Origin of the sequence: Streptomyces sp. ATexAB-D23 (assembly GCF_000373645.1) — a bacterium.
Classification (GTDB): domain Bacteria; phylum Actinomycetota; class Actinomycetes; order Streptomycetales; family Streptomycetaceae; genus Streptomyces; species Streptomyces castrisilvae.
The window spans coordinates 1-24890 of sequence record NZ_KB892004.1; the positions used below are offsets into that span (position 1 = coordinate 1).

Annotated in this window: 28 protein-coding genes; 12 read left to right on the top strand and 16 right to left on the bottom strand. The window is 72.8% G+C overall.

The window, feature by feature from the left end; genetic code table 11:
* Both B082_RS0105930 and B082_RS0105935 read left to right on the top strand, forming a co-directional pair.
* Positions 1-339 (top strand): electron transfer flavoprotein subunit alpha/FixB family protein (locus B082_RS0105930; RefSeq protein ID WP_018550888.1); only part of this gene is annotated, 339 nt, incomplete at its 5' end.
* A gap of 165 nt (positions 340-504) precedes the next feature.
* On the top strand, positions 505-1803 hold the full coding sequence (locus B082_RS0105935) for a DUF6986 family protein (protein WP_026249470.1): 1299 nt from the start codon (positions 505-507) through the stop codon (positions 1801-1803).
* An 11-nt stretch (positions 1804-1814) separates the two neighbouring features.
* Here B082_RS0105935 and B082_RS0105940 read toward each other — a convergent pair whose 3' ends face one another.
* A complete protein-coding gene (locus B082_RS0105940; RefSeq protein WP_018550890.1) occupies positions 1815-2843 on the bottom strand; it encodes a LacI family DNA-binding transcriptional regulator in 1029 nt (342 codons plus the stop codon).
* 167 nt (positions 2844-3010) lie between these two features.
* Here B082_RS0105940 and B082_RS0105945 point away from each other — a divergent pair, with 167 nt between their 5' ends.
* Entirely contained in the window at positions 3011-3970 is a 960-nt protein-coding gene (locus B082_RS0105945; RefSeq protein ID WP_018550891.1) for an ROK family protein, read from the top strand.
* An 87-nt stretch (positions 3971-4057) separates the two neighbouring features.
* Here the strand turns inward: B082_RS0105945 and B082_RS0105950 are convergent, their stop codons facing one another.
* Complete coding sequence (locus B082_RS0105950; protein WP_199783762.1) at positions 4058-6094, bottom strand: NPCBM/NEW2 domain-containing protein; 2037 nt, start codon at positions 6092-6094, stop codon at positions 4058-4060.
* 374 nt (positions 6095-6468) lie between these two features.
* Positions 6469-6843 carry an excalibur calcium-binding domain-containing protein gene (locus tag B082_RS0105955; protein ID WP_018550893.1) on the bottom strand — a complete coding sequence of 125 codons (375 nt, stop codon included), beginning with the start codon at positions 6841-6843 and terminating at the stop codon, positions 6469-6471.
* 319 nt (positions 6844-7162) lie between these two features.
* Here B082_RS0105955 and B082_RS0105960 point away from each other — a divergent pair, with 319 nt between their 5' ends.
* Positions 7163-7429 carry a hypothetical protein gene (locus tag B082_RS0105960; RefSeq protein ID WP_018550894.1) on the top strand — a complete coding sequence of 89 codons (267 nt, stop codon included), beginning with the start codon at positions 7163-7165 and terminating at the stop codon, positions 7427-7429.
* Positions 7430-7504: 75 nt separating this feature from the next.
* Here B082_RS0105960 and B082_RS39420 read toward each other — a convergent pair whose 3' ends face one another.
* Positions 7505-7681: a hypothetical protein gene (locus B082_RS39420; RefSeq protein ID WP_018550895.1), complete on the bottom strand. Its 177-nt coding sequence runs from the start codon at positions 7679-7681 to the stop codon at positions 7505-7507.
* A 183-nt stretch (positions 7682-7864) separates the two neighbouring features.
* Here B082_RS39420 and B082_RS0105970 point away from each other — a divergent pair, with 183 nt between their 5' ends.
* Positions 7865-8902: an NUDIX hydrolase gene (locus tag B082_RS0105970; RefSeq protein WP_018550896.1), complete on the top strand. Its 1038-nt coding sequence runs from the start codon at positions 7865-7867 to the stop codon at positions 8900-8902.
* Here B082_RS0105970 and B082_RS0105975 read toward each other — a convergent pair.
* A complete protein-coding gene (locus B082_RS0105975; protein ID WP_026249473.1) occupies positions 8861-9571 on the bottom strand; it encodes an MBL fold metallo-hydrolase in 711 nt (236 codons plus the stop codon). The genes B082_RS0105970 and B082_RS0105975 overlap by 42 nt on opposite strands.
* A gap of 87 nt (positions 9572-9658) precedes the next feature.
* The gene (locus B082_RS0105980) at positions 9659-11023 is read right to left on the bottom strand and encodes a dipeptidase (protein ID WP_018550898.1); all 1365 of its coding nucleotides are present in this window, start codon (positions 11021-11023) and stop codon (positions 9659-9661) included.
* A 184-nt stretch (positions 11024-11207) separates the two neighbouring features.
* Between B082_RS0105980 and B082_RS0105985 the strand changes: the two genes are divergently transcribed.
* A complete protein-coding gene (locus B082_RS0105985; RefSeq protein ID WP_026249474.1) occupies positions 11208-12422 on the top strand; it encodes a geranylgeranyl reductase family protein in 1215 nt (404 codons plus the stop codon).
* A 33-nt stretch (positions 12423-12455) separates the two neighbouring features.
* Here B082_RS0105985 and B082_RS0105990 read toward each other — a convergent pair whose 3' ends face one another.
* The gene (locus B082_RS0105990; RefSeq protein ID WP_026249475.1) at positions 12456-12914 is read right to left on the bottom strand and encodes a nitroreductase/quinone reductase family protein; all 459 of its coding nucleotides are present in this window, start codon (positions 12912-12914) and stop codon (positions 12456-12458) included.
* 130 nt (positions 12915-13044) lie between these two features.
* Between B082_RS0105990 and B082_RS0105995 the strand changes: the two genes are divergently transcribed.
* The 3 genes from B082_RS0105995 to B082_RS0106005 all read left to right on the top strand — a co-directional run bounded on the left by B082_RS0105995 (position 13045) and on the right by B082_RS0106005 (position 15853).
* A complete protein-coding gene (locus B082_RS0105995; protein ID WP_018550901.1) occupies positions 13045-13791 on the top strand; it encodes a TetR/AcrR family transcriptional regulator in 747 nt (248 codons plus the stop codon).
* A 110-nt stretch (positions 13792-13901) separates the two neighbouring features.
* Entirely contained in the window at positions 13902-15191 is a 1290-nt protein-coding gene (locus tag B082_RS0106000; protein ID WP_018550902.1) for a sensor histidine kinase, read from the top strand.
* Entirely contained in the window at positions 15188-15853 is a 666-nt protein-coding gene (locus B082_RS0106005) for a response regulator (RefSeq protein ID WP_026249477.1), read from the top strand. The genes B082_RS0106000 and B082_RS0106005 overlap by 4 nt, the downstream gene beginning before the upstream one ends.
* Positions 15854-15870: 17 nt before the next feature.
* Here the strand turns inward: B082_RS0106005 and B082_RS0106010 are convergent, their stop codons facing one another.
* The 3 genes from B082_RS0106010 to B082_RS0106020 all read right to left on the bottom strand — a co-directional run bounded on the left by B082_RS0106010 (position 15871) and on the right by B082_RS0106020 (position 18317).
* Positions 15871-16626: a maleylpyruvate isomerase family mycothiol-dependent enzyme gene (locus tag B082_RS0106010; RefSeq protein WP_018550904.1), complete on the bottom strand. Its 756-nt coding sequence runs from the start codon at positions 16624-16626 to the stop codon at positions 15871-15873.
* Positions 16627-16648: 22 nt separating this feature from the next.
* The gene (locus tag B082_RS0106015) at positions 16649-17020 is read right to left on the bottom strand and encodes an SCO4225 family membrane protein (protein ID WP_026249478.1); all 372 of its coding nucleotides are present in this window, start codon (positions 17018-17020) and stop codon (positions 16649-16651) included.
* 79 nt (positions 17021-17099) lie between these two features.
* Entirely contained in the window at positions 17100-18317 is a 1218-nt protein-coding gene (locus B082_RS0106020) for an MFS transporter (RefSeq protein ID WP_234018119.1), read from the bottom strand.
* Between the two features lie 155 nt (positions 18318-18472).
* Between B082_RS0106020 and B082_RS0106025 the strand changes: the two genes are divergently transcribed.
* Complete coding sequence (locus B082_RS0106025; RefSeq protein ID WP_018550907.1) at positions 18473-19687, top strand: ROK family protein; 1215 nt, start codon at positions 18473-18475, stop codon at positions 19685-19687.
* 3 nt (positions 19688-19690) lie between these two features.
* Here the strand turns inward: B082_RS0106025 and B082_RS0106030 are convergent, their stop codons facing one another.
* Complete coding sequence (locus tag B082_RS0106030) at positions 19691-20272, bottom strand: DUF4865 family protein (RefSeq protein ID WP_018550908.1); 582 nt, start codon at positions 20270-20272, stop codon at positions 19691-19693.
* A 10-nt stretch (positions 20273-20282) separates the two neighbouring features.
* Complete coding sequence (locus tag B082_RS0106035; protein WP_018550909.1) at positions 20283-20861, bottom strand: TetR/AcrR family transcriptional regulator; 579 nt, start codon at positions 20859-20861, stop codon at positions 20283-20285.
* A gap of 167 nt (positions 20862-21028) precedes the next feature.
* On the opposite strand from B082_RS0106035, the gene B082_RS0106040 reads away from it, so the two are divergent.
* A complete protein-coding gene (locus B082_RS0106040) occupies positions 21029-21316 on the top strand; it encodes an SHOCT domain-containing protein (protein ID WP_018550910.1) in 288 nt (95 codons plus the stop codon).
* Positions 21317-21376: 60 nt separating this feature from the next.
* On the opposite strand, the gene B082_RS0106045 is transcribed toward B082_RS0106040, so the two are convergent.
* Together B082_RS0106045 and B082_RS0106050 are read right to left on the bottom strand one after the other, a co-directional pair.
* Positions 21377-21895 carry an ATP-binding protein gene (locus B082_RS0106045; RefSeq protein ID WP_199783763.1) on the bottom strand — a complete coding sequence of 173 codons (519 nt, stop codon included), beginning with the start codon at positions 21893-21895 and terminating at the stop codon, positions 21377-21379.
* A gap of 219 nt (positions 21896-22114) precedes the next feature.
* The gene (locus B082_RS0106050; RefSeq protein ID WP_018550912.1) at positions 22115-22432 is read right to left on the bottom strand and encodes a hypothetical protein; all 318 of its coding nucleotides are present in this window, start codon (positions 22430-22432) and stop codon (positions 22115-22117) included.
* Between the two features lie 228 nt (positions 22433-22660).
* On the opposite strand from B082_RS0106050, the gene B082_RS0106055 reads away from it, so the two are divergent.
* Entirely contained in the window at positions 22661-23797 is a 1137-nt protein-coding gene (locus tag B082_RS0106055; protein WP_018550913.1) for a PLP-dependent cysteine synthase family protein, read from the top strand.
* A 10-nt stretch (positions 23798-23807) separates the two neighbouring features.
* Here the strand turns inward: B082_RS0106055 and B082_RS0106060 are convergent, their stop codons facing one another.
* Both B082_RS0106060 and B082_RS0106065 read right to left on the bottom strand, forming a co-directional pair.
* Positions 23808-24287, bottom strand: a complete 480-nt coding sequence (locus B082_RS0106060) for an SRPBCC family protein (RefSeq protein ID WP_018550914.1) — start codon at positions 24285-24287, stop codon at positions 23808-23810.
* A 121-nt stretch (positions 24288-24408) separates the two neighbouring features.
* Entirely contained in the window at positions 24409-24861 is a 453-nt protein-coding gene (locus tag B082_RS0106065) for a hypothetical protein (RefSeq protein ID WP_018550915.1), read from the bottom strand.
* Positions 24862-24890: the final 29 nt, after the last annotated feature.

Here is a 24890-nt window from a genome sequence, read left to right on the forward strand (position 1 = left end):
GGTGTCAACGGCGCGGAGAACTTCGCGGTGATCGAGGCCCTCGCCGACTCGCTCGGTGCCGCCGTCGGCGCCTCGCGCGCGGCGGTGGACGCGGGCTGGTACCCGCACACCAACCAGGTNGGCCAGACCGGCAAGTCCGTCTCGCCGCAGCTGTACATCGCCTCGGGCATCTCCGGCGCGATCCAGCACCGGGCGGGCATGCAGACCTCGAAGACGATCGTCGCGGTCAACAAGGACTCCGAGGCCCCGATCTTCGACCTCGTGGACTACGGCGTCGTCGGCGACCTCTTCGACGTCGTCCCCCAGCTGACCGAGGAGATCAACACCCGCAAGGGCTGACCCTCCGGACAGCACATGAACGACGGCCCGGGGCCGCACGGTGAACCACCGTGCGGCCCCGCGCCGTTCCCGGTCACCGTTGACGCCGGTGCGCCGTCCTTATAACTTCACTATACGGATTGTTGATTCCGGGAAGCGGAAACTGTAGACGTGGAGGGTGCGGACATGGGTCAGCAGGAGAAGGTGGCGACGAGCCTCGCCGGTGCGGTCAGCGACGGGATCAGTGCCTCCCTCACGGCGGTGGACACCGAACTCGCCCGCCGCTACCCCGGCGACCCCGGCACCCGCCAGCCCGTCCACACGGTCTACGTACCGGGCGACACCTTCACGGCCGGCACGCTGCGCACCTGGGGCGACGAAGCGCTGAAGGCGCTCGACGAGCACGCCCCCGACGCGGCCGCCCTCGCCGCGGTCCTCGGCATCCCGGACGAGCTCGCCGGGCCGGTCCACGACCGGGTGCGCGCCAAGCTGGAGCGCGAGCCGGTCGAGGACCTCCGGATCGACTTCGAGGACGGCTACGGGCCCCGTTCCGACGCCGAGGAGGACGAGACGGCGGCCCGCGCGGCCCGGCTGGTCTCGGAGGCGTACGCGCGGGGCACGGCGGCCCCGTACACGGGCATCCGGATGAAGTGCATGGAGGCCGCGGTGCGCGATCGCGGCATCCGTACCACGGACGTCTTCCTCACCGGCCTGATGCGGGCGGGCGGCCTGCCCGAAGGGCTCGTCCTCACCCTGCCCAAGGTGACGTACCCCGAGCAGGTCACCGCCTTCGTCCAGCTGCTCGAAGCCTTCGAGCAGGCGCACGGGCTGCCGTCCGGCCGCATCGGCTTCGAGATCCAGATCGAGACCAGCCAGTCCATCCTCGCCGCCGACGGCACCGCCGCCGTGGCCCGGATGATCGACGCGGCCCAGGGGCGTGCGACCGGGCTGCACTACGGAACCTTCGACTACAGCGCGTGCGTCGGCGTCAGCGCCGCCTACCAGGCGAGCGACCACCCGGCGGCCGACCACGCCAAGGCCGTCATGCAGGTGGCCGCCGCGGGCACCGGCGTCCGCGTCAGCGACGGCTCGACCAACGTCCTGCCCGTCGGCCCCACCCCCCGCGTCCACGAGGCGTGGCGGCTGCACTACGGCCTCACGCGGCGCGCCCTGGCCCGCGCCTACTACCAGGGCTGGGACATGCACCCGGCCCACCTGCCCACGCGTTACGCGGCCGTCTACACGTTCTACCGCGAGGGCCTGGAACAGGCCGCCTCCCGGCTCGCCGCGTACGTGGCGAAGGCGGGCGGTGACGTCATGGACGAGCCCGCCACCGCCAAGGCGCTCAGCGGCTATCTGCTGCGCGGTATCGACTGCGGCGCCCTGGACACCGCGGAGGTGGCCCGCCTGACCGGACTGACCCGTGCGGACCTCGACGCCTTCGCCTCGCCCCGGCGCGGCACCCTGACGGTCACCGCGCCCTGAGGGAGCGCCGCTCAGGCCGGCGGCAGCTCGCCCGAACCCCGTGCGATCAGCCGGGTCGGTAGCTCCACGCGCGCCGGCGTGTGGTCCGCCCCGTCGAGACGCCGGAAGAGGTGCTCGGCCGCGGTGCGGCCCACGGCCGCGGCGTCCTGGGAGATCACGGTGATGCCGAGCAGGTCGGCCAGCTCGATGTCGTCGAATCCGACCAGGGCGGCCGGCCGCTCGCGCTCCGCCAGGACGCGGACCGCGGTCACCGTCACCCGGTTGTTGCCCGAGAAGAGGGCCGTCACGGGCTCCGGGCCGCCGAGCATCTTCTCGGCGGCCGCGCGGACCCGGTCCGGCTCCGTGGAGCCCAGCGACACCCAGGAGTCCTCGACGGTTATCCCGGCGTCCGCCATCGCGGCGTGGTAGCCGCGCAGCCGCTCGGTCGCGGTGTGGATGCGCGGCTGGTCGCCGATGAAACCGATCCGGCGGTGGCCGTGCGCGATCAGATGGGCGACGCCCTCACGGGCGCCGCCGAAGCTGTCCGAGAGCACCATGTCCGCCTCGATCCGCCCGGCCGGGCGGTCCACGAAGACCGTCGCGACCCCGGCCTTGATCTCCGGCTCCAGGTAGCGGTGGTCGTCGGCGGCCGGAATCACGATCAGCCCGTCGACCCGGCGCGCGCACAGGGCGAGGACCAGCTCCTGTTCCCGCTCCGGGTCCTCGGCGCTCGAACCGTTGATCAGCAGGGCGCCGTGCGCGCGGGCCACCTCCTCCACCGCGCGGCTCAGCGGCCCGTAGAAGGGGTCCGCCAGATCCTCCAGGACCAGGCCGATCGAGGCGGTGCGGCCCTTGCGCAGCACGCGGGCGCTGTCGTTGCGGCGGAAGCCCAGCGCGTCGATGGCCTCCTGGACCCGGCGCTCGGTGTCGGGCGTGACGCCCGGCTCGCTGTTGACCACCCGCGAGACCGTCTTGAGGCCCACCCCGGCTCGGGCGGCCACGTCCTTCATGGTGGGCCGGTTGCCGTAACGGGGCTCGGGATGACGGGCGGTCTCGGCCACGGTGCGCTGTCCTGTCGTCGGTGCGGGCGGTCCGGCGGGGCCGCGGAGGGGTCCCGGAGGGTGTGGCGTCGAGCATAGGCCCTGGACAACGTTGTCAAGGGAATGGAGACTGGGCAGACTGTCTGCCTGAGCCGCAGGTCCCGCCCTCACCACCCGGAGCCACACCGATGCATACCGACCTCGTCGCCGCCCTCGATATCGGAGGCACCAAGATCGCCGGTGCGTTGGTGGACAGGGACGGCACGCTCGTCGTACGCGCGCAGCGTCCGACGCCCGCCCGGGAGAGCGGCGAGCGGGTCATGGAGGCGGTGAACGGCGTCCTGGCCGAGCTGGCCGCCTCGCCGCGCTGGGGCGAGGCCACGGCTGTCGGCATCGGCAGCGCGGGCCCGGTGGACGCGGCCGGCGGTACGGTCAGCCCGGTCAACGTGCCCGGCTGGCGGGGCTTCCCGCTGGTGGAGCGGGTCGGCGACGCCACGGGGGGCCTTCCGGTCACGCTGGTCGGCGACGGGGTGGCCATCACCGCCGCGGAGCACTGGCTCGGCGCGGCCCGCGGCCACGACAACGCGCTGTGCATGGTCGTCTCGACCGGCGTCGGCGGGGGGCTCGTCCTCGGCGGCGCCCTCCACCCGGGCCCCAGCGGCAACGCCGGCCACATCGGGCACATCAGCGTGGACCTCGACGGCGACCCGTGCCCGTGCGGGGCGCGCGGCTGCGTCGAGCGCATAGCGAGCGGCCCCAACATCGCCCGCCGCGCGCTGGAGAACGGCTGGCGGCCCGGCCCGGACGGCGACGCGTCCGCGGTGGCCGTCGCGGCTGCGGCACGGGCGGGCGACCCGGTCGCCGTGGCCTCCTTCGAGCGCGCCGCGCAGGCGCTGGCCGCCGGGATCGCCGCGACGGCGACCCTGGTCGATGTCGACATCGCGGTGATCGGCGGCGGCGTGGCCGGTGCCGGCGATCTGCTGTTCGCGCCGCTGCGCACCGCCCTGCGGCGGTACGCCACGCTGTCGTTCGTGCAGCAGCTGACGGTGGCGCCCGCAGTCATGGGCAACGACGCGGGGCTGGTCGGCGCGGCGGCGGCCGCCCTCGCCACGCGCACGGGCGCGGGCATACCGGTCAGGGCCCACTGAGCGCGGGGCGCCCGGCCGGCCCCTCACGGCCGGACCGGGCGCTCCGCTCCGGGCGGCGGACGCGGCCGTCACCCACGTCCGCCGGGTTCAGCAGGTGATGCGCAGGTCCGCCCAGTCCGCGTGGTCGGAGTCGACGCCGTCACCTCCGTCTGTGACCACCAGGCGGACGACCTGTGCCCCGCTCACGTCCGCCGCGAGCGGCTGGGGCGCCATCGCGTTGGTCAGTACCCCGGTGGACGCGGCCTTCGTGCCGTCCGCCCAGATCTCGAACGCCACGGTTCCCGCGGCCCCCTTCTCGTCGTCGACCCCGACCTGGGCCGTCACGGTGGCGCACGCGCCGCCCGCGTAGTACTCGACGCTGCTGGCCGCGTGCACCCCGAGCCCCTTGGCGAACACCTCGCCGCCGATGGTCAGCGGGTGGCCGTCGCCCGCCGCGCTCTCCCCGTTGCTGGTGTCCTTCTCGACGGGCCCGTAGCCGTTGGACGCGCTGAGCCGTGGCAGATCGCTGAGGTGGCCGCCGCCGGCCGGGGGCGCGACCACCACATGGGCCCGGACCGGAACGGAGGAGGCCACCCGCTTCCCGGTGAGAGAGCGGTAGCGCGTGGTGATCGTGAGGTCGTAGCCGCCGGGCGGCGCGTCGGCCGGAGGCGTCACCCGCCAGCGGGTGGTCAGCGCCCGGCCCGTGGGCAGGGCCGCGGTCCCGGTCGCCGAAGCCGCCTCCACCTGCCAGCCGGCCGGCCCGGTGAGCGCGGCCGACACCGTGAGCGCGGGCGTGCGGCCCAGGTCGGTCACCTCGGTCGTCAGCGTGGCCGTGCGGCCCGCCTGAACCAACGGGCTTCCCTCCAGGGCGAGTTCCACGGCGGGCGGATGGGCGGCCCAGCGGTGGTCGGCGGCCACGCGCAGCAGCACCGTGCCATGGGCCGGTACGGTCGCCGAGAGGCTGCCCGCCGTGTTGCGGGTGGTGTGCTCCCACAGGTCGCGCACGGTGTAGGCGGAGGCCTGCGGCAGGCCCACCGCGGCGGCCGTCGTGGCGACGCGCTGGGCGCTGTCCGTCTCGTTGAACAGCGCCACCGCCCGGCTGCCGTCCCGCATCTCCTTGGCGACGACCCAGCGTCCGCCGTCCGAGGACAGCACTTCGCCCTGTTTGCCCAGCGGGTCCTGGTCGACGGCGATGACCTCCTCGTTGGAGAGGATGTCGAACGTCTCCCGCGTGGCCGTGCGCAGATCGGAGCCGATGAGCAGCGGGGCCGCCATCACCGACCACATCGAGAAGTGGGTGCGGTACTCGGTGTCCGTCATCCCGCCGTTCCCGACCTCCAGCATGTCGGGGTCGTTCCAGTGGCCGGGGCCGGCCGCGGCGGCGAGCGGGAGGTTCTGCTTCATGATCGACAGCATGCTGCCCCAGCTGTCGTTGATATCGCCCGTGGTGCGCCAGAGGTTGCCCAGTTCGGCGGCCCACTCCCAGGGCTTGTTCTGGCCCCATTCGCAGATGCTGTAGACGATCGGACGGCCGGTCGCGGCCAGCGCGTCCCGCATCGTCGTATAGCGCTCCTTCGCGTCCACGCCCTGGTTGTTGCAGTTGTCGTACTTCAGATAGTCGACGCCCCAGTCGGCGAACTGCTGGGCGTCACTGAACTCGTGGCCGAGTGCGCCGGGGAGACCCACGCTGTCGCAGGTCCTGGTGCCGGCGCTGGTGTAGATCCCGAGCTTGAGCCCCTTCGAGTGGACGTAGTCGGCGACGGCTTCGATGCCGTTCGGGAACCGCACCGGATCGGCTTCCAGCTTGCCGTCGGCATCGCGCTGCGGTAGGGCCCAGCAGTCGTCCAGATTGACGTACTCGTATCCGGCGTCCTTGAGCCCCTTCTCGACGAAGATGTCGGCGATGCCCTTGACCATCGACTCGTCGAACTCGGCGCGGCAATGCGTGGAGTTCCAGTTGTTGAACCCCATGGGCGGGGTGAGGGCGAGCCCGTTCGCGGCCTGCGCGCCGGCCGTCGCCTCGGGGGCGGGGGAGTGCGCGGCGGCGGGCACCACGGCTCCGGCCGTGCACAACAGGGCCGCGGTGAGGGCTCCGAGGATTCTGTGGCGGCTCGCGCGGGTGGGACGGCTTGGAAGATGACGCATCGTTACGTTCCTCCGTACTCGTGCCGGATCATGTGGCGACATGTACATGCCAGGCGAGCGATTACGTTAGAGCGTGTTGAAGTCTGTTGGAAGGGGGTGGGTGCCGATGGCTTGTATCTCGTCAAAACCCTTGACCGTGCCCCTTGATGAGGCCGGGATCCAAGCGCGCGTTCGGTTGTGTTCGCTTGCCGTTTCGGGGCCGGGATCGTCACGGCGTGCCCGTACGACGGATCGGATCTGCCCGGCGGGTTCGCGGGACGTCGGATGTCCCGCCGGAGCCGGCAAGGGGTGACGGGGTGCCCGGTCCTGCCGCCGGCGGGCGGACGGCGGCAGGACCGGGAGGCGATGGCGCCCGGAACACGCTGGTCCTTGGCCTATTCGCAGGCGACGCCGTCCCCGTCGCGGTCGAGGTGGCGGCCGTAACCGGGCTCACCCCGGTGGATGGGGGCCGCGCCGGCCGTGCGTACGGCGGTGCAGTTCGCGTAGTACGGGGAACTGCCGCCGCCCGAGCCGGAGCCGCCCGAGCCCGGGTCGTCCGCGCTGCCGGCGGGGTCCTCGGGTGCGACGGTGACCTCGATGGTCCTGGTCTTCGTGACGGTCGGCGCCGGCTTCGGGCTCGCCGTGACGGTCTCGGTCACCGCGGGCTCGGGCGCGGTGGTGTGCGTCACCGTGGCGGTGACGGCCGGTGCGGGCGACGACTTCGCCGCGGCCTCGGCGTCCGAGCCGGAGCCCTGAGCGGCACCGCCCACGCCGATGCCGATGATGAAAACGACGGCGGCGGCCGGAAGGACGATACGTTTCCGTGCCCAGCGGGGCGCGGAGCCGGCGGGCGCCGGGCCTAACGGCGCGGGCTGCGGCGGCTGCCCCCAAGGCGGCGGCTGCGGAGGCGGGTTGTGCGACATGGGTCCCCCCAGGAGATGTGTGGAGAGACGACCGTAGCCAGGCCGCAGGACGGATGGGAGGCAGATAATCCGCTAGTGATGGAGTTGTGACCGAAGGGTGAAGCGCATGGGCCGCCACGGCCCGCGTGCCGCCGCCGATGTCAGTGGCGGGTGCGATCCTGCATGCATGGACGAGATCATGCGACGGCGGGTGTACGGCGCCGACCACGACGACCCCGACCCCGGCCCCCGGCCCGGCCGGGAGTACCGGGAGCTGGTGGGCGGGCCGCTCGACGGCCTGCTCCTCGACGTGACCGGCTGGACGCCGGTGGCGCTGGCCGACGGCTCCGCCCTGGTCACCGAGATCGGCGCGTACGGGCCGGGCGGCCGCGCCGAGTACGGGCCGCGCGCCGACGAGCCGGGCAAGTGGGACTGGCGCGGCGACACGCCCTGAGTCCCGGCCGCCCCGCCGCTCCCGGGCGCCCCGCCGCTCCCGGGCGCGCGCCGACGGCGCCGTGCGTCCCGGGCCTCAGCGGCCCCGGTCCGACGCCTGCTGCGGCACGACCACGAGGAACGCGTCCTGCTCCAGGTCCATCACGACCTCGGCCGCGACCCCTTCGCCACGGCGGGCAGCCGCGAACTCCTCCGCGGGCCAGCTGCCCCGGGGACCCCCGGCGGGGAACTGCTCAAGCACGGTGCGACGCATGGTCCACCCCCTGTCGTTCCATTTCTGCTGCCCGCTCCAACGACGTGCGGCCCCCGCCGTTACGGCCGGGGAGGCGGTCCGGTGTCCCGTTCGGTGTCCGGTTCCGCAACGCATCGCCTCCACGGTGTTTTCGCGGCGGGGTGTTGCGGGCAAGCCACAGGGGGCTACGGAAGAGGGGGAACCGTGATCATCTGGGTCAACGGTGCGTTCGGCGCGGGCAAGACCGGCGCCGCGCGTGAACTGATCGATCTGATCCCGAACAGCACCTTGTACGACCCGGAACTGACCGGGACGGGGCTGCGGAATCTGCTGCCCCAGAAGAAGCTTGCCGAGGTGACCGACTTCCAGGACCTGCCGATCTGGCGGCGCCTCGTGGTGGACACGGCGGCCGCCCTGCTCGCCGAGATGGGCGGGGTGCTGGTGGTGCCGATGACGCTGCTGCGACAGGAGTACCGCGACGAGATATTCGGCGGGCTCGCCGCCCGGCGCATCGCGGTCCGCCATGTGCTGCTCTCACCTGCTGAAACGATCCTGCGTCAGCGCATCGCTCAACGGGCCGAATTCCCCGGCGAAGCGGAGGGCGTGGACCCGACCGGCCGCTGGGCGTACGACCGCATCGAGCCGTACCGCTCGGCCCTCGACTGGATCACCGGGGACGCCCACACCATCGACAACAGCGCGCTCACGCCCCGCGAGACGGCGGAGCGCATCGCGGAGGCCGTACGCACCGGGGCGGCCCCGGCCTGCGGCATCGTGCAGACCCCCGACCCGACCGCGGAGACCGTCGCGGCCGGGGTGCTGCTCTTCGACGAACACGACCGGTTCCTGCTCGTCGACCCCACGTACAAGCCGGGCTGGGAGTTCCCCGGCGGCGTGGTGGAGGCGGGCGAAGCCCCCGCCCAGGCCGGGATCAGGGAGGTGGCCGAGGAGATAGGCATCCACCTCGAACGGGTCCCCAAGCTGCTCGTCATCGACTGGGAAGCGCCCGATCCCCCCGGATACGGAGGGCTGCGGCTGCTCTTCGACGGCGGACTGCTGCCGCAGGCGGACGCCGCACGGCTGCTGCTGCCCGGCTCCGAACTGCGCGGCTGGCGGTTCGTCACCGAGGCGGAGGCGGCGACCCTGCTGCCGCCCACCCGTTACGAACGGCTGTGCTGGGCGCTCAGGGCCCGTGAGCGCTCAGCCGTGCTCAACCTGGAGGCGGGCGTCCCGGTCGGCTGAGGCCCGCATGACGGCGGCGGCGTCCTCGGTGAGCGGATCGCCGTGGCCGAAGCAGACCGTGGCCGCGTCCAGCTCCGCCAGCCGCCGGAACGAGGCCGCGGCCTGCTGCCGGTCGATGTTGAAGACGCCGAGCATCACCTGCCCCACCCCGGCCACGCAGTCACCCGTGAACAGCACGCCGTGCCGCGGCAGATGCAGACCGATGGACCCCGGGGTGTGGCCGGGGGAGTGGACCACCCGGGCTCCGCCCGCGAAGGGCAGCACCGCCCCGTCGGACAGCTCGGTGCCGACCCGGGTCGGCGGAGCCGGTGGCACCGTCAGCGCGCGCTCGTACAGAGGGCGTTCCCAGTCCAGGAGCACCGGTTCACCGATCTCCTCCTCGCCCCGGATCACCGGTGCGTCCAGCCGGTGCGCCAGGATTTCGGCGCCGTGGCGGCCGGCCAGCTCCTGGGCCGCGCCGTAGTGGTCGCGATGGCCGTGGGTGATCACGATGCGGGCGATGCGGCCGGGGTCGTGGCCGAGCCCGCGCACCGCCTCCTCGATGGCCGGGGCCGCGTTCACGTCGCCCGCGTCGATCAGGGTCAGTTCCGCCCCGTCGCGCCAGAGGTACGCCTGACCGATCGGGAAGCGGAACATGTGCAGCTGGGGAAGCACCTCGACGAGATCCATGCGGCGAACGTACGCGGCGGCGTCCGGCCGCCGCACGGATCTACGCTCTCGGCGAGCTTCGCTCAGCGCGTAGCCCCCGCCCGGGGGTCAGACGGCCTTGGAAGCCGCGTAGTTGCGCAGGAACAGCGCCTCGGTCACCGAGAGCCGCTCCAGCTCCTCGGGCGACACGCTCTCGTTCACCGCGTGGATCCGGGCCTCCGGCTCGCTCAGCCCGATGAGCAGGATCTCCGCGTCCGGGTACAGCTCGGCCAGGGTGTTGCAGAGCGGGATCGAGCCGCCCATGCCGGAGGACTGCATCTCCTGGCCCGGGTAGGCGATCCGCATGGCGTCCGCCATCGCCGTGTACGCCGGGCTCGCTATGTCGGCGCGGAACGGCTGGCCCTGGCCGATTTGCTCGACGGAGACCCTCGCGCCCCACGGAGCGTGCGCCAGGAGGTGGGCGGTCAGCAGCTTCGTCGCCTCGTCCGCGTTGTGGCCGGGCGGCACCCGCAGGCTGATCTGCGCGCGGGCGCTCGCCTGCACGGAGGGCGTCGCGCCGACCACGGCGGGGCAGTCGATCCCGATCACGGTGACGGCGGGCCGCGCCCAGATCCGGTCGGCGACCGTGCCCGTGCCGATCAGCCCGACCCCGTCGAGGATCTTGGCGTCCTTGCGGAACTCCTCCTCCGGGTACTGCAGACCGTCCCACTCCGTGTCCGCGCTCAGGCCGTCGACCGTGGTCGAGCCGTCCTCGGCGCGCAGGGAGGCGAGCAGCTGGATCATCGCGGCGAGCGCGTCGGGGGCGGCGCCGCCGAACTGCCCGGAGTGGAGGTTGCCCTCCAGGGTGTCGAGTTGGACCCGCAGCATCGTCATACCGCGCAGCGTCGAGGTGACGGTCGGCAGCCCCACCCGGAAGTTGCCGGTGTCACCGATCACGATGGTGTCGGCGGCGAGCAGTCCGGGGTGCGCCTCGGCGTACCGCTCCAGACCGCCCGTGCCCTGCTCCTCGGAGCCCTCGACGATCACCTTGACCGAGACGGGGACCCCGCCGTCCGCCTTGAGCGCGCGCAGCGCGAGCAGGTGCATGATGAAGCCGCCCTTGCAGTCGGCCGTGCCCCGGCCGAACCAGCGGCCGTCACGCTCCGTCAGCTCGAACGGCGGCGAGAGCCAGGCGGACTCGTCGAGCGGCGGCTGCACGTCGTAGTGCGCGTAGAGCAGCACGGTCGGCGCACCGGCCGGGCCCGGCAGGAAGCCGTAGACGGACTGGGTGCCGTCGGGGGTGTCGAGCAGGGCGACGTCCTCGAAGCCCTCGGCGCGCAGGGCCCGCGCGACCCACGCGGCGGCCGCTTCGCACTCGCTCTTCGGATACACCGCGGGATCCGCCACCGACTGGAAGGCCACCAGCTCGGTCAGCTCCGCCTTGGCGCGGGGCATCAGCGAGGCGACGGTCTCGGGAATCGGATGGCCGGTCATGGGACACGCTCCTGGTAGGTGCGACGTTATGTGTACGTTTCCGGGTACTTGCCCGCCTGGAGTGCGGCGTTGCGGGTACGTCGGAGACTCGGGCGATCCTCCCACAGCGGGGCTCGGCCGCAACGCGCCGTAGGATGCCGTGAGCAGCTTGGGCCACTGGTGGGATCGGGAGCAGAAGCACATCGTGAGCAGCGAGAACGCAGACGCCGGACATGAGCACGAAGAGTCGTCCGTGTGGGACGTCGTCGTAGTCGGCGCCGGACCGGCGGGAGCCTCCGCGGCATACGCGGCGGCGGTAGCCGGCCGCAAGGTACTGCTCCTGGAGAAGGCGGAACTGCCCCGCTACAAAACGTGCGGCGGCGGCATCATCGGGTATTCGCGCGACTCGCTGCCGCCCGGATTCGAACTGCCCCTGCGGGACCGCATCCACGCGGTCACCTTCTCGCTCAACGGCAGGCTGGCACGCACGCGCCGCTCCCGGCGGATGCTCTTCGGGCTCATCAACCGCCCCGAGTTCGACGCCGGACTGGTCGAGCAGGCGCAGAAGGCAGGTGCGGAGCTGCGCACCGGGGCGACCGTCAGCCGTGTCGAGCAGCACGGCGCCGCGGTGCCCGACCGGCGCACGGTCGCGGTCGTGCTGTCCGGTGGCGAGACCGTCCTGGCCCGCGCGGTGGTCGGCGCGGACGGCAGTGCCGGGCGGATAGGAGCACATGTCGGGGTGAAGCTCGACCAGGTCGACCTCGGCCTGGAGGCGGAGATCCCGGTCCCGCCGACGGTCGCCGAGGACTGGGCCGGCCGCGTCCTGATCGACTGGGGCCCCATGCCGGGCAGTTACGGCTGGGTCTTCCCCAAGGGCGACACGCTGACGGTCGGTGTGATCTCCGCCCGCGGCGACGGCGCCGGCACCAAGCGGTATCTGGAGGACTTCATCGCGCGGCTCGGCCTGGCCGGCTTCGAGCCGAAGATCTCCTCCGGTCATCTGACGCGCTGCCGCAGCGACGACTCGCCGCTCTCGCGCGGCCGTGTGCTGGTGTGCGGTGACGCGGCGGGCCTGCTGGAGCCGTGGACCCGGGAGGGCATCTCGTTCGCGCTGCGCTCGGGCCGGCTCGCCGGTGAGTGGGCGGTGCGCGTCGCGGAGTCGCACGACGCGGTGGACGCCCGCCGCCAGGCGCTCAACTACGCGTTCGCCATCAAGGCCGGGCTCGGCGTCGAGATGAGTGTGGGGCGGCGCATGCTGAAGCTCTTCGAGCGGCGCCCCGGTCTGCTGCACGCGGTGCTGACGGGTTTCCGCCCGGCGTGGAACGCGTTCGCCGGCATCACTCGCGGTACGACGTCGCTGGCCGAGCTGGTCCGTTCGCACCCGCTGGCCCAGCGGGCGCTTTCCGCGCTGGACCGGTAGCGGCCACCGGGGGCTGACGCGCCGGCCGGTGCGTCAGCCCGCCCCGGTGATCCGGAAGACGGGGTGGTCGGGGCAGGCCGCCAGGATCTCGGCGTCCGTGGACTTCGCGGTGACGCCCTTGAAGTACTGGTTGACCTCCCAGCCCCAGCGTTCCAGGTAGGCGCGGATGACGGTCGCCTTGTGCGCGTCGTCCGCGATCTCCACGGCCGTGAAGGTGTGTGTTTTGCGGCCGGCGCGCAGCTCGCCGCCGCCGGCCGCCCGCATGTTGCGCACCCACTGCGAGTGGCCCCGGGCGGAGACCAGGTACCGCGTGCCCTCGTAGGTGTGCGGGTTGACCGGGATGCGCTGCATCCGGCCGCTCTTGCGGCCCCGCACCGACAGCTCCTGTGAACCGAGCAGGCTGATTCCGTGCCGCGCGAGCCGGCCGACGACGCCGTTGAGGCGGACGTTGAGCGGGCTGCCCTTCAGGTAGTACGGCTGCGACTGCGTCATGACGATGACCCCCACGGTTTGGAGAGCGGTGCTCTCGCTTGAGATCAGTGTGCACGGAAGTGGTGCTCAAAAGCAAGGGCACTGCTCTCGTTATTGGTCGCTGCTCTGATCGCATGGCAGACTGATCCCCATGAGCGCTATCCGAGGAGCCAGGGAACGGGCCCGCATCGAAGTCACCGCCGCCATCAAGGACGAGGCGAGGAAGCAGCTCGCCGCCGAGGGCGCGGCAAAGCTCTCGCTGCGCGCCGTCGCGCGCGAACTGGGCATGGTCTCCTCCGCCCTCTACCGCTACTTCCCCAGCCGCGACGACCTGCTGACCGCCCTGATCGTCGACGCGTACGACGCCATCGGCGAAGCCGCCGAACGCGCACACCGCACCACCGCCGGCACCACGGACACCCCCGCATCACCCGGCACCGGCCTCGCCCGCTGGGTCGCCGTGGCCCGCGCCGTACGCGACTGGGCGCTGGCCCACCCCCACGAGTACGCGCTGATCTACGGTTCGCCCGTGCCCGGCTACACCGCGCCGCAGGACACCATCGCCCCCGCCGCCCGCGTCGGCCTCGTGCTCATCGCCGTCGTCGAGGAGGCCCACCGCGCGGAGGGCCTCGCGCTCCCGCCGCTCGCCGACGAGCTGCGCCCCGAGGCCGAACGGCTGGCCGCCGAACTGACCGCCGACCTGACGCCCGACCTGACCTCGGGCCTGGCCCCCGCGGTCGCCGCCCCGCTCGTCGCGGCCTGGGCGCAGCTGTTCGGGCTGATCTCCTTCGAGGTCTTCGGCCAGTTCAACCGGGTGGTGGAGGCCCGTGAGGTCTTCTTCCGGCACGCCGTCACGGAACTCGCCCGTACGGTCGGCCTGCTCGGCAGACGCGGCTGAGGGCGCGGCCCCGGGCGTACCGCGCCCTTCGCCGTACTCCCCGGGGGGTACGGGTGATCACCACGCCCGGCGGACGCCCGCACGGCGGTCCGCCGTCTAGCGTGGACGGTATGGAAGAGCAGCGCCCCAGGACACGCGGCGGACCCCGGGGCTTCAGGCACCGGGGCGGCCCGCCGCGCCGGTTCCACCGGGGCGGGCCGCCGGGCTGGGTCACCGCCGGGCGCGGGCGGTCCGCCGCCCGGCTGCCCTGGCCGTCGACGCTGCTGACCGGGCTGGTCGTCATGATCGGCTCGAACGTCGTGTCCCGCGGCCAGCTCCACGACAAGGTCCCGCTCGACCTCCTCGGCCGGCTGCTCCTCCTCGCCGCCGTCGCGGTCCTGCTGCCGCGTCACCGCCATCCCGTCGTGGCCGTCTTCGGGGCCTCGGCCGCCACGACGGTCTACCTCGCCGCCGGATACCCCTACGGACCGGTCTTCCTGACGGTCGCCGTCGGCTGCTTCAGCGCCGTGGTCGCCGGGCACCGCAAGGCGGCGTGGACCGCGGTCGGCATGATCTGGGTGGCGCACCTCCTGGTCGCGCACTGGCTCTACCGATGGCTGCCGCCCGGCGACGACACCGCGTCCCGGTGGGGGCAGGAGGTGGGCGTCGCGGCCTGGGTGGTGGCCGTCGTCGCGGCCGCCGAGTTCGTCCGGGTGCGCCGCGAACAGTGGGCCGCCCAGCGCGCGGAGCGCGAGGCCGCGGAGAAGCGGCGGGCCGACGAGGAGCGCCTGCGCATGGCCCGGGAGCTGCACGACGTGCTCGCGCACAGCATCTCCGTCATCAACGTCCAGGCGGGCGTCGGGCTCGCCCTGCTCGACACCGACCCGGAGCAGGCCCGCACGGCGCTCACCACCATCAAGGCCGCCGGCAAGGAGGCGCTCGGCGAGGTGCGGCAGGTCCTGGACACCCTGCGCGCCCCCGGCGACGCGCCCAGGTCCCCGGCCCCCGGGCTCGACCGGCTGCCGGAACTGGTCGAGCAGGCCGCGAGCGCCGGCCTCACCGTCACCGTGGAGAGCGACGGCGCACGCGGGGCCGTACCGCCGGGGGCCGGCCTGGCCGCCTTCCGGATCATCCAGGAGGCGCTGACCAACGTGGTGCGGCACTCGGGCTCACGTACCGCGCACGTACGGATCGTCTACGAGCCCCGACGCCTGGTGCTCCGCGTGGACGACGAAGGACCGGCCACCGGCACGGACGCCGGGGGCAGCGGCAACGGCCTGGCCGGGATGCGGGAGCGGGCCGCCGCGCTGGGCGGCACCGCGGAGGCGGGGGCCGGGCCCGACGGGGGTTTCCGGGTACGGGCCGAGCTGCCGCTGCCCGCGGCAGGTGAGCGAGCCCGGAGCGACGAGGGGACATCGTGATGCGTGTACTGCTGGCCGACGATCAGCTGCTGGTCCGGGCGGGGTTCCGGGCGCTGCTGGACGCCCAGCCGGACATCGAGGTGGTGGGCGAGGCCGCCGACGGCGCCGAGGCCGTCCGCCTGGTGCGGGAACTGCGGCCGGACACCGTGCTGATGGACATCCGCATGCCGCACCTCGACGGCCTCGCCGCCACGCGCGCCATCACCGGCGACCCCGCGCTCGACCTGGTGAAGGTGGTCATCCTCACCACCTTCGAGCTGGACGAGTACGTCTTCGAGGCGATCCGGGCCGGTGCTTCCGGCTTCCTGGTCAAGGATGCCGAGCCGGACGAACTGCTGCGGGCCGTGCGGGCGGTGGCCGCGGGTGACGCCCTGCTCTCGCCGGGCGTCACGCGCCGGCTCATCGCCGAGTTCGCCGCCCGGTCCAAGGAGCCCGCCGCCGCGACCGCGCTGGGCGAACTCACCGAACGGGAGCGGGAGGTGATGGCGCTGGTCGGCATCGGCCTGTCCAACGAGGAGATCGCCCGCCGGCTCTTCGTCAGCCCCCTCACCGCGAAGACACACGTCAGCCGGACCATGGTGAAGCTCGGCGCCCGCGACCGGGCCCAACTGGTGGTGCTGGCCTACGAGTCGGGCCTGGTCCGGCCGGGCTGGCTGGGCTGACGGGGCGGCGTCAGCCGTCAGGACCAGGTGATCGAGGAGTTGTCGCGCCAGATCCGCGCCGGCTCACCGTCACCCGTGACGGTGAGCCGGGTGAGCGGCAGCCGGTTCCAGAGCGCCGGGTAGAGCGTCCCGGCCGGGGCGCTCAGCTCGCAGTCCGCGGGCGTCGAGGGGGCCGGCCCTTCCTCGCGCTCCGCCGAGGGCGGCCCGGGGGAGAGACGTACCGTCCACACGGTGTCCGTGTCCGTCGCCCGGATCCGCAGGGTGCGCGGTGTCTCGGTGCGCACCCTGCTCTTCGGGCGGGCGTGCATGCCCAGCAGCAGTTCGTCGATGCCGTCCAGCGCGTGGGCGGGGGCGATGGGGGAGAGCGGGCCGCCGCGCGCGGACTCGGCGTCCACCCGGTGGATCGTCGTCTCGTGCGCCTGGCGGCGGGCCCAGAAGGCGAGCGGGGACGGGGCGGAGAGGAACGTCCAGCACTCCAGGTCCCGCGGCGCGTCGGCCAACGTGTCCACGAGGAACCGGTGGCCGTCGCGGAAGCGGTCCAGCAACTCCGTTCCGTCCAGCTCCGGTTCCCCGGCGTCGGGAACGTACGAGGTGTGCCCCTGCGCGACGAAGGCGGCGGCCCAGGCGTGGACCATCGCGGTGTGCCTGAGCAGATCGCGCACCTGCCAGCCCGGACAGGTCGGCACCGGCGCCTCCGTACCCGCTTCCTCGGCCGCGTCCGCGAGCAGGCGGCCCTCGGTGGCCAGGGCCTCGATGTGCTCGGTGATTTTCATGGCACGGGATTGTGCCAGCAGATCAGGCGCCCTGGGCGTGGACCGTACGGCTCCGGCCGGAGCCGCCGCGGACGAGCCGCGCGAACCAGCCCACCGCGAGCGACTGCACCAGCACGGACACCACCAGTGCCAGATACATGAACCAGGCGGGCCCGAACGACTCCGCCCCCGCCATCGAGCCGCCGAGGAGGAAGACGAATATGGTCGGTGCCGCCAGGAGGAACAGCCAGATGCCCGCGAACGAGGCGTCCTCGTGGGCCACGAACAAGGTGTCCACCAGGACGAACACCGCCGTCGCGGCGACCACGCCCAGGTAGACGAGTGAGGCGGCGTTCTTGAAGGTGAGCCGTGCGAGCGTGCTGAGGCGGCGGTGGTTCATGGTGGGCCTGTTCATTGCGTGCTCCCCGTGGACGACTGTGCCTCCATCGTGCGTCGGGGGAGCCGCGCCTGCCTGAGTACCGCTACTCATTCGATCAGGTGTGCGCCGCCTTGCGGGCGCCGTAACCCAGGGCCGCCGCCGCACCGGCCAGCACGGCCACCGTGGTCAGGGCCACCGGCAGGGAGAACCAGTCGGCCAGGAAACCGATCGCGGGCGGCCCGAGCAGCATGCCGCCGTAGCCGAGCGTCGAGGCGGCGGCGACCCCGCTGGGGCCGGCCAGCTCGCCCGCCCTGCCGACCGCCACCGGGAAGATGTTGGCGAGGCCGAGACCGGTGACGGCGAAGCCGAGGAGCGCGAGCCAGGCGGTCGGGGCGAGCGAGCCCAGGAGCATGCCGGCGCCCGCGGTGACGCCGCCCGCCACCAGCGTGCGGGTCTGGCCGAGCCGTTCGAGGAGGGTGGTGCCGCTGAGCCTGCCCGCCGTCATGGCGAGCGCGAACAGCGAGTAGCCGGCGGCGGCCACCCCGGGGCGGGCGTGCAGGTCCTGCTCCAGGTGGAGCGCGCCCCAGTCGGCCAGGGCGCCTTCGCCGTACGCGGTGCAGAGCGCGATCACGCCGAACAGGAGCACCACCTTGCGGGCCCGCCCGGTCAGGCGCTCGGCGGGCTTCCCGGCGCCGGCCGGTGCCGGATCGGCGCTGTGCGAGGGGTGTCGCAGCAGGACCGGGCCCGCCAGCGCGGTGACGACCAGTCCGATTCCGGTCAGGAAGAAGAGGTGCAGGGCGGGCGAGAGGCCGCCCGCGACGAGCCCGCCGAGCCCCGCGCCGATCATCCCGCCGAGGCTGAACGCGGCGTGGAAGCCGGGCATCACGGGGCGGCGCAGGGCGGCGACCAGGTCCACCGCCGCGCTGTTCATCGCCACGTTCATGCCGCCGTACGCGGCACCGAAGACCAGCAGCACCAGACCGAGGGAGAGGGCGGAGTGCGTCTGGGCGGGCAGCGCGATGCTGAAGGACAGCAGGACACCGCAGACCACGGTCACCGCATGGCTGCCGTACCGGCGGCAGAGCCGGCCGGTGAGCATCATGGTGATCACCGCACCTGCGGATACGCCGAGGAGCGCGAGGCCGAGGGTGGAGGCCGAAGCGCCGGTCTGGTGCTTGATGGCCGGGATGCGGACCACCCAGCCGGCGAAGAGGAAACCGTCGAGGGCGAAGAACACGGTCAGCGCGGTACGGAGACGGGCCGGCGGGAGTGGAGCGGTGTTGCCGCCCGGTCCCCCCGGTAGTGCCGTCCGCAGTTTGTTTAGTTGCGGCACAAACTCAGCATAGGGGCCCGCCGACAGCCGGCGCAAGACAGGTGTCCCGCCCGGCCCGAACCATGCGGCCGCCCCGCGCGGCGTGGCGTCGCACCCGGGGCAAGTCGGCCACCACGGCGTCGGAACCACCCCGGGATCATGGGAGACTCGCCCCCATGAACGGCAAGGTGACCACCACCCGGACGAAGTTGGAGAGGGGCCGCAGCGCGCTCGGGCCCGCCCTGGAACTGGTCCATACCGGACGCGCGCCCACGCGCGCCGTCCTCACCTCCGAGCTGGGGGTCACCCGGGCCACGGCGGGCGCGGTCGCCGCGGAGCTGGAGGCACTCGGCCTCATCCGGGTCGATTCGAGCCCCGGTTCGGCGGCGGGCTCCCAGGGCCGGCCCTCGCACCGGCTGGCGGTACGGGAGTCCGGGCCGGTGGCCGTCGCCGCCCAGGTGCACGCGGACGGCTTCCGAGCCGCGCTCGTCGGGCTCGGCGGCCGACTCGTCGCGACCGCGCCCGGCAGCGTCACCATCACCGCCGACCCCGCCCAGGTCATCGGTGAGGTCGTGGACGACTGCGCGCGGCTGCTGCGGGACAGCGGACTGCGGTGCGTGGGGGCCGGACTCGCGGTGCCGTCCGCCGTCGCCGAACCGGAGGGCAACGCCCTCAACCCGCTCCACATCGCCTGGCCCGCCGGCGCCCCGGTCAGCGAGATCTTCGCCACATGCGTCCGTGAAGCGGGCATCGAGGGACCGGCGTTCACCGGAAACGACGTCAACCTCGCCGCACTCGCCGAACACCGCCACGGAGCCGGGCGCGAGGCCCAGCACCTGCTGTGTGTCGCCACCGGCCACCGCGGTGTCGGCGGCGCGCTCGTCCTGGACGGCCGCCTCCACACCGGGAGTTCGGGCCTCGCTCTGGAGGTCGGCCACCTCACGGTCAATGCCGAGGGCCGCCCCTGTCACTGCGGTGGCCGCGGCTGCCTGGACGTCGAGACCGACCCGCTCGCCTTCCTCACCGCGGCCGGGCGCACCCCCGGCCCCGAGGAGTCCCTCCTCAAGCAGTCCGGCGACCTGCTGCGCAACGAGTACGAGGACCCCGCGGTGCGCAACGCCGCCGAGGAACTGATCGACCGGCTCGGCCTGGGACTTGCCGGTCTCGTCAACATCCTCAACCCGGACCGGATCATCCTCGGCGGGCTGCACCGCGCGCTGCTCGACGCCGACCCGGAGCGGCTGCGGGCCGTGGTGGCCGACCGCAGTCTGTGGGGGCGCAGCGGGAGCGTGCCGATCCTGCCCTGCACCCTCGACCACAACAGCCTGGTCGGGGCGGCGGAGCTGGCGTGGCAGCCGGTCCTGGACGACCCGCTGGGCGCGCTGGCCTGAGACCTACCACTGACGTCCCGTTCCGAGCCGGTCCGCTTCCGGCCGGCTGATGTGCAGCACCTGGTAGCGGTCGCCGGGTGCGTCGGGCGCGGGGTGGTCCCAGAGCGTGAAGTGGAGGAGTTCCCAGTGGCGGGGGTCGGCGGCCAGGGCCGTGGCGACCGCGCCGGTAGCCTTCGCGAGCCGCCGGCTCTCCGCCAGGGCGGCTTCGACCGCGTCCGCCGGGGACTCCGAGGGCGGCATGGGGGAGCGGTGTCGGGTGGCCGCGCGGGGGAGTGCGTCCGGGGCCGGGCCCTCCTCGTACGACAGGCCCGTCCAGTGCTGTACCTCCGGGCGCCCGAAGTCCTGGACGACGCCCTGGAAACCGGGTCCCCAGAGGAAGGCGTTCATGCCCTCGGGCCGGGACCACAGATAGAACGGGGCGTACTGGTTGACCGGCGAGTCCTCGCCCCGCTCCCGCATCAGATACGCCTTGAGGCCGAGCCCGGGGAAGTCGTCCAGGAGGTGGCCCCTGGTCGCCACCCGGTGCCGGATGACGCCCATGTCGTAATCGGCGGGCAGGGTGATCTCGTACTGCATCGCGTGCATCGGTGGCTCCTCAGAAGTGCAGGACGGGTTCGATGGGCGGTCCCAGGAGGGCGAGCAGGCCGCGGACGCCCGCGTCGAAGGCGTCCGCCGAGCCCGAGGCACGGGCCAGCACATAGCCGCCCTGGACCGTCGCGACGATCGTCGCCGCGAGGTCGTCGGGCCTGAGGCCGGGGGTGAACTCGCCCCGGTCCAGGCCCTCGCGGACGATCGCGGCGAGCCGTTCGCGCAGCCAGGCGATCGTCTCGTCCACCGGAGCCCGCAGCTCGTCGCTCGCGATCACCTCCGGATCCATCGTCAGCCGCCCCACCGGGCAGCCGCGCAGGACATCGCGCTCGCGCAGCAGATAGGCCGAGATCCGTTCGTACGCCGAACCGGGCGCGTCGAGCACCCGGGCCGCCGCCTCCCGCATCTCCTCGGCCGTGCGGCCGATGGCGGCGAGTGCCAGGTCCGGCTTGCCGGTGAAGTGGTGGTACATGCTGCCCTGGCCCGCGCCCGCGTGCTGCTGGATGGCCTTGGGGCTCGTCCCCACGTAACCGCGCTCCCACAGGAGCTCCCGAGTGGCTTCGATCAGACGGTCCTGAGTGCCCATAAAAGGAGTGTACATACTAGTAGGTACAACGCTTGGAGCGGGGCCGCGGCGGTACTCCCGGCGCGGTACGCGCACCGCCGCCCGGTGTACGACGACGCGCGGCCCCTGCCGCGACAGGCTGGAGAGCGACGGAAGAGATATGAGAGCGAACCGAGGAGCTGACCGAGATGAACACCCTGGCTTTCGACGGCGGACCCGGGCCCTGGATCCTATTCGTCCCGCTCGTCTGGGCGGCCGTCGTCCTCACCGTCGTCACGGTCCTGCGCCGCACACTGCCGCGCGGCCGGCGCGGCCACTGGCAGACGCGGGCCGTGCCGGAAGGGCCGGCCGGACACTCGCCGATCGCCGTGCTCGGGCGGCGCTTCGCCGCCGGGGAGATCGACGAGGACGAGTACTGGCGGCGGCTGTCCGTGCTCGACGAGCAGTTCGGCCCCCGCGTGGGCGGCGCCGGGTGACCGGACGGCGTGACGGACAGGAGCGGGGCACCCTCGTGGGGGCGCCCCGCTCCTGTCGTATCAGCCCATCACGGCCGACCGTGCCGTCGAGGGTGGTGCCCCGTCCGGCATCGTGAGGCCGCTCAGGTCGAACGGCCCGTCGGTCGTCGCCCCGTACAGCACATGTGACGGCTGGGTGAGCCGGGACGGCGTGGGAAGCGTGAACCAGACGGCCTTCCCCGCCCCGCCCCTGGGGCGGACGCCCCAGCTCTCGCTGACCGCGGCGATCAGTGCGAGTCCGCGCCCCGACGTACTGGAGTCGTCGGCCTCGCGCACGGTGGGCATCCGTGGGTCGTGGTCATGGACGGACACCGTCAGCCGTTCGAGCAGCAACTCGATCTCGACGGTGCATGATTTGTCCGGCTGCGCATGCCGGTGGACGTTGGTCAGGAGTTCGGTGACACCCAGCGCTGTCTGGTCGATGAGAGAATCGAGATGCCAGTAGCGCAGCTGCGCCGAGATGATTCTGCGGACCTGACCGATCCGCGACGGCAGGGCTTGGAGCTCCACCGTGCAGTGCCTGCTTGGCTCGCTGATCACGGCTGCGACTCCCCGAAATAGGTCCGGAAGAAGACGAAGGAACGGATCCAGCACATGGCTCGCTGCTGAGTCCGGGCCCGGCGGCCTGGATCACAGTGTCACCGCCGGTACACCATGAGTGACGTGACTCCAATGTCGCTCAGCGCATACCGGTCCGCAACTCGCGATTTCCCCGCAGCCCCGCCCCGCCCCGCCCCGCTCCGCCCCGTCCCCGCTCCGTCAGCCCCGCCGGCCCCCCGCGCTGTACAACGCTTCCAGGAACCGGTGTGCGGGCGGCTCGTCACCGGGTTTGCCGTCGGGCCGCCGCATCGTCAGCCGGTACCGCGTCCCGTTGACCCGCGCCACCGTCGCGTCCGCACCCGCGAACCACGGTCTGCCCGCGCTCACCGTCCCCACCGGCGCACTGTCGATTTCCCGCCCGTAGCTCGTCAGAAGGGCCACCCGGCCGTCCTTGACGGTCACCTGCCCGGCCCTGGTGACCGAGCGCGCCCAACGGTCGATACGTACACCCGTGGCACTGAACTCCGTTTCGGACATGGCCCCTTCGCCCCCTTCAACATGCCTCTGAGACGAAGTGTGCCCATCTCGGCCCCGGTGCACCAGAGCGGGACCGTGGATAAACGGCGTATTCGCGCCGCGTGGCACCACCTGCGCCCGCCCGTGACACCAAGGCAGCCCTATGGACCATCAAAGTCAACGTTTGCGCAGGTGGGGGGCATATCGTGGGCCCCGCCCAGACCGGGTCGCACGAGGAGAGGCGCGCAGATGGACACCAGCGAGCACGGGCACGGCGGCGACGCCGTGGCAACCGTCGACATCGACCGATCCGACCCGGCCTACCGCGCCTGGCTCAAGGAGGCCGTCCGCAAGGTCCAGGCCGACGCCAACCGCTCCGCCGACACCCATCTGCTGCGTTTCCCGCTGCCCGAGACCTGGGGTATCGACCTCTATCTCAAGGACGAGTCCACCCACCCCACGGGCAGCCTCAAACACCGGCTGGCGCGTTCGCTGTTCCTCTACGGGCTCTGCAACGGCTGGATCCGGCCGGGCAAACCGGTCATCGAGGCATCGAGCGGTTCCACCGCCGTCTCGGAGGCGTACTTCGCCAAACTGATCGGGGTGCCGTTCATCGCCGTGATGCCCCGGACCACCAGCCCGGAGAAGTGCCGGCTCATCGAATTCCACGGCGGGCGCTGCCACTTCGTCGACGACTCGCGCCTGATCTACGAGGAGTCCGCACGACTCGCCGCGCAGAGCGGCGGCCACTACATGGACCAGTTCACCTACGCCGAGCGGGCCACCGACTGGCGGGGCAACAACAACATCGCGGAGTCGATCTACCAGCAGCTGAGGCTCGAACGGTACCCGGAGCCCACCTGGATCGTGGCCACCGCCGGCACCGGCGGCACATCGGCGACCATCGCCCGCTACGTGCACTACATGCAGCACGACACCAGGATCTGTGTGCCCGACCCGGAGAACTCCTGCTTCTTCGACGGCTGGACCCACCACGACCCGCTCGCCACCAGCGACTGCGGCTCACGCATCGAGGGCATCGGCCGGCCGCGCATGGAACCGAGCTTCGTTCCCGGCGCCATCGACCGGATGATGAAGGTCCCGGACGCGGCGAGCGTCGCGGCCGTGCGCGCACTGGAGCGGGCCATCGGGCGCAAGGCGGGCGGCTCCACCGGCACCGGGCTGTGGAGCGCGTTCAAACTGGTCGCCGAGATGGTCGCCCGGGGCGAGGGAGGCAGCGTGGTCACACTGTTCTGCGACCCCGGCGACCGCTACCTCGACAAGTACTACTCCGACTCCTGGCTGGCCGCGCAGGGCCTGGACATCGCCCCCTACACCCGGACCATCGACGACTTCCTGATCACCGGAAGCTGGCCGGAGGCCTGAACCCCGGCGGTCAGGCGGGCGCCGCCGCCAGCCGCCGGTCGAGGTCGCGCACCGCGTCCCGGAACGAGCGGCCCACCGCGCGGCGGGCCCGCCGCAGGACGAACCGGAACAGCGGCGAGCCGTCGGCGGCGAACGTCCACCGCACCTGGGTGCCGGTACCGGCGGGGGNCAGCCGCCACTCCTCCACCAGCGCCTTCAACCCGGGGGCGTTGGTGGTGTCCACCCGGTACGCGTACCGCTCGCCGGGCTCCGTCGCGATGACCGTCTCGCGGAACGTGATCCCGCCCCGCAGCCGTACCTCGCGTCCTGCCCCCGCCTCCACGGGCACGGCGGCCGTCACGGCGGTGAACCAGGCCGGCCAGCCCTCGACATCGTCGGCGAGCGCCCGGTACACCACATCAGGGGGAGCGGACACCTCGGCGGTGAAGACGAGCCGCACCGGAGCGACCCGGGCGAAACCGAGGCTCTCGGAGCGAAGACGATGTGCCATGGATCGCACCTCCCGAACGGCCGACGGCAACGCGCACACCATAGCTGGCAACCCGTCAGATGTCCGTACCCGTACCGGACATGTGCCGGCCCCGGGCCGTTGCCGGGGCGGCCGCGCACCCTCAGCCGTACCGCCCGGACGGCTGGTCCAGTACGGAGTCGAGCACCCGGCCGAAGACCCGGCGGCCCGCACCGGCGATCACCGGGTCGGCCCAGCGCGGCAGCAGCCGCACGCTCATCTCCTCCACCCACACCACATGGGAGCCGGCCCGGTTCGGATACACGTCGATCGACGCCCGGCCCAGCACCACCCGGCCACGCTTCTCCAGCCGGCACATGCCCGCCCGGCCCCCGGCCGGCGGCGACCAGCGGACCACTTCCATCGGATCGTCGAACGCCAGCGGCCCCACTCCGGTACGCGCCACGAACACCGTCCCGACCCGGTTCGGCAGCCCCGTCGGCACCGTGATCGACGTCAGCGGCACCAGCGCGGCATGCCTCTCCCAGTCCGTCACCCGGCGCCAGGACTCGGCTGCGGGCAACGGGGAGAAACGCTCGATCCGGAAGACGGCCACACCACGATCCTAGGCCGTGACAGGTCCGT

Coding starts and splice junctions, on each gene's coding strand:
- B082_RS0106010 (WP_018550904.1), bottom strand. CDS start 16,626: ATGAAAATCACCGAGCACATCGAGGCCCTGGCCACCGAGGGCCGCCTG.
- B082_RS0105960 (WP_018550894.1), top strand. CDS start 7,163: ATGGACGAGATCATGCGACGGCGGGTGTACGGCGCCGACCACGACGAC.
- B082_RS0105995 (WP_018550901.1), top strand. CDS start 13,045: ATGAGCGCTATCCGAGGAGCCAGGGAACGGGCCCGCATCGAAGTCACC.
- B082_RS0105935 (WP_026249470.1), top strand. CDS start 505: ATGGGTCAGCAGGAGAAGGTGGCGACGAGCCTCGCCGGTGCGGTCAGC.
- B082_RS0106055 (WP_018550913.1), top strand. CDS start 22,661: ATGGACACCAGCGAGCACGGGCACGGCGGCGACGCCGTGGCAACCGTC.
- B082_RS0106025 (WP_018550907.1), top strand. CDS start 18,473: ATGAACGGCAAGGTGACCACCACCCGGACGAAGTTGGAGAGGGGCCGC.
- B082_RS0106035 (WP_018550909.1), bottom strand. CDS start 20,861: ATGGGCACTCAGGACCGTCTGATCGAAGCCACTCGGGAGCTCCTGTGG.
- B082_RS0106030 (WP_018550908.1), bottom strand. CDS start 20,272: ATGCACGCGATGCAGTACGAGATCACCCTGCCCGCCGATTACGACATG.
- B082_RS39420 (WP_018550895.1), bottom strand. CDS start 7,681: ATGCGTCGCACCGTGCTTGAGCAGTTCCCCGCCGGGGGTCCCCGGGGC.
- B082_RS0105990 (WP_026249475.1), bottom strand. CDS start 12,914: ATGACGCAGTCGCAGCCGTACTACCTGAAGGGCAGCCCGCTCAACGTC.
- B082_RS0105975 (WP_026249473.1), bottom strand. CDS start 9,571: ATGGATCTCGTCGAGGTGCTTCCCCAGCTGCACATGTTCCGCTTCCCG.
- B082_RS0106015 (WP_026249478.1), bottom strand. CDS start 17,020: ATGAACAGGCCCACCATGAACCACCGCCGCCTCAGCACGCTCGCACGG.
- B082_RS0106040 (WP_018550910.1), top strand. CDS start 21,029: ATGAACACCCTGGCTTTCGACGGCGGACCCGGGCCCTGGATCCTATTC.
- B082_RS0106000 (WP_018550902.1), top strand. CDS start 13,902: ATGGAAGAGCAGCGCCCCAGGACACGCGGCGGACCCCGGGGCTTCAGG.
- B082_RS0105945 (WP_018550891.1), top strand. CDS start 3,011: ATGCATACCGACCTCGTCGCCGCCCTCGATATCGGAGGCACCAAGATC.
- B082_RS0105950 (WP_199783762.1), bottom strand. CDS start 6,094: ATGCGTCATCTTCCAAGCCGTCCCACCCGCGCGAGCCGCCACAGAATC.
- B082_RS0105980 (WP_018550898.1), bottom strand. CDS start 11,023: ATGACCGGCCATCCGATTCCCGAGACCGTCGCCTCGCTGATGCCCCGC.
- B082_RS0106050 (WP_018550912.1), bottom strand. CDS start 22,432: ATGTCCGAAACGGAGTTCAGTGCCACGGGTGTACGTATCGACCGTTGG.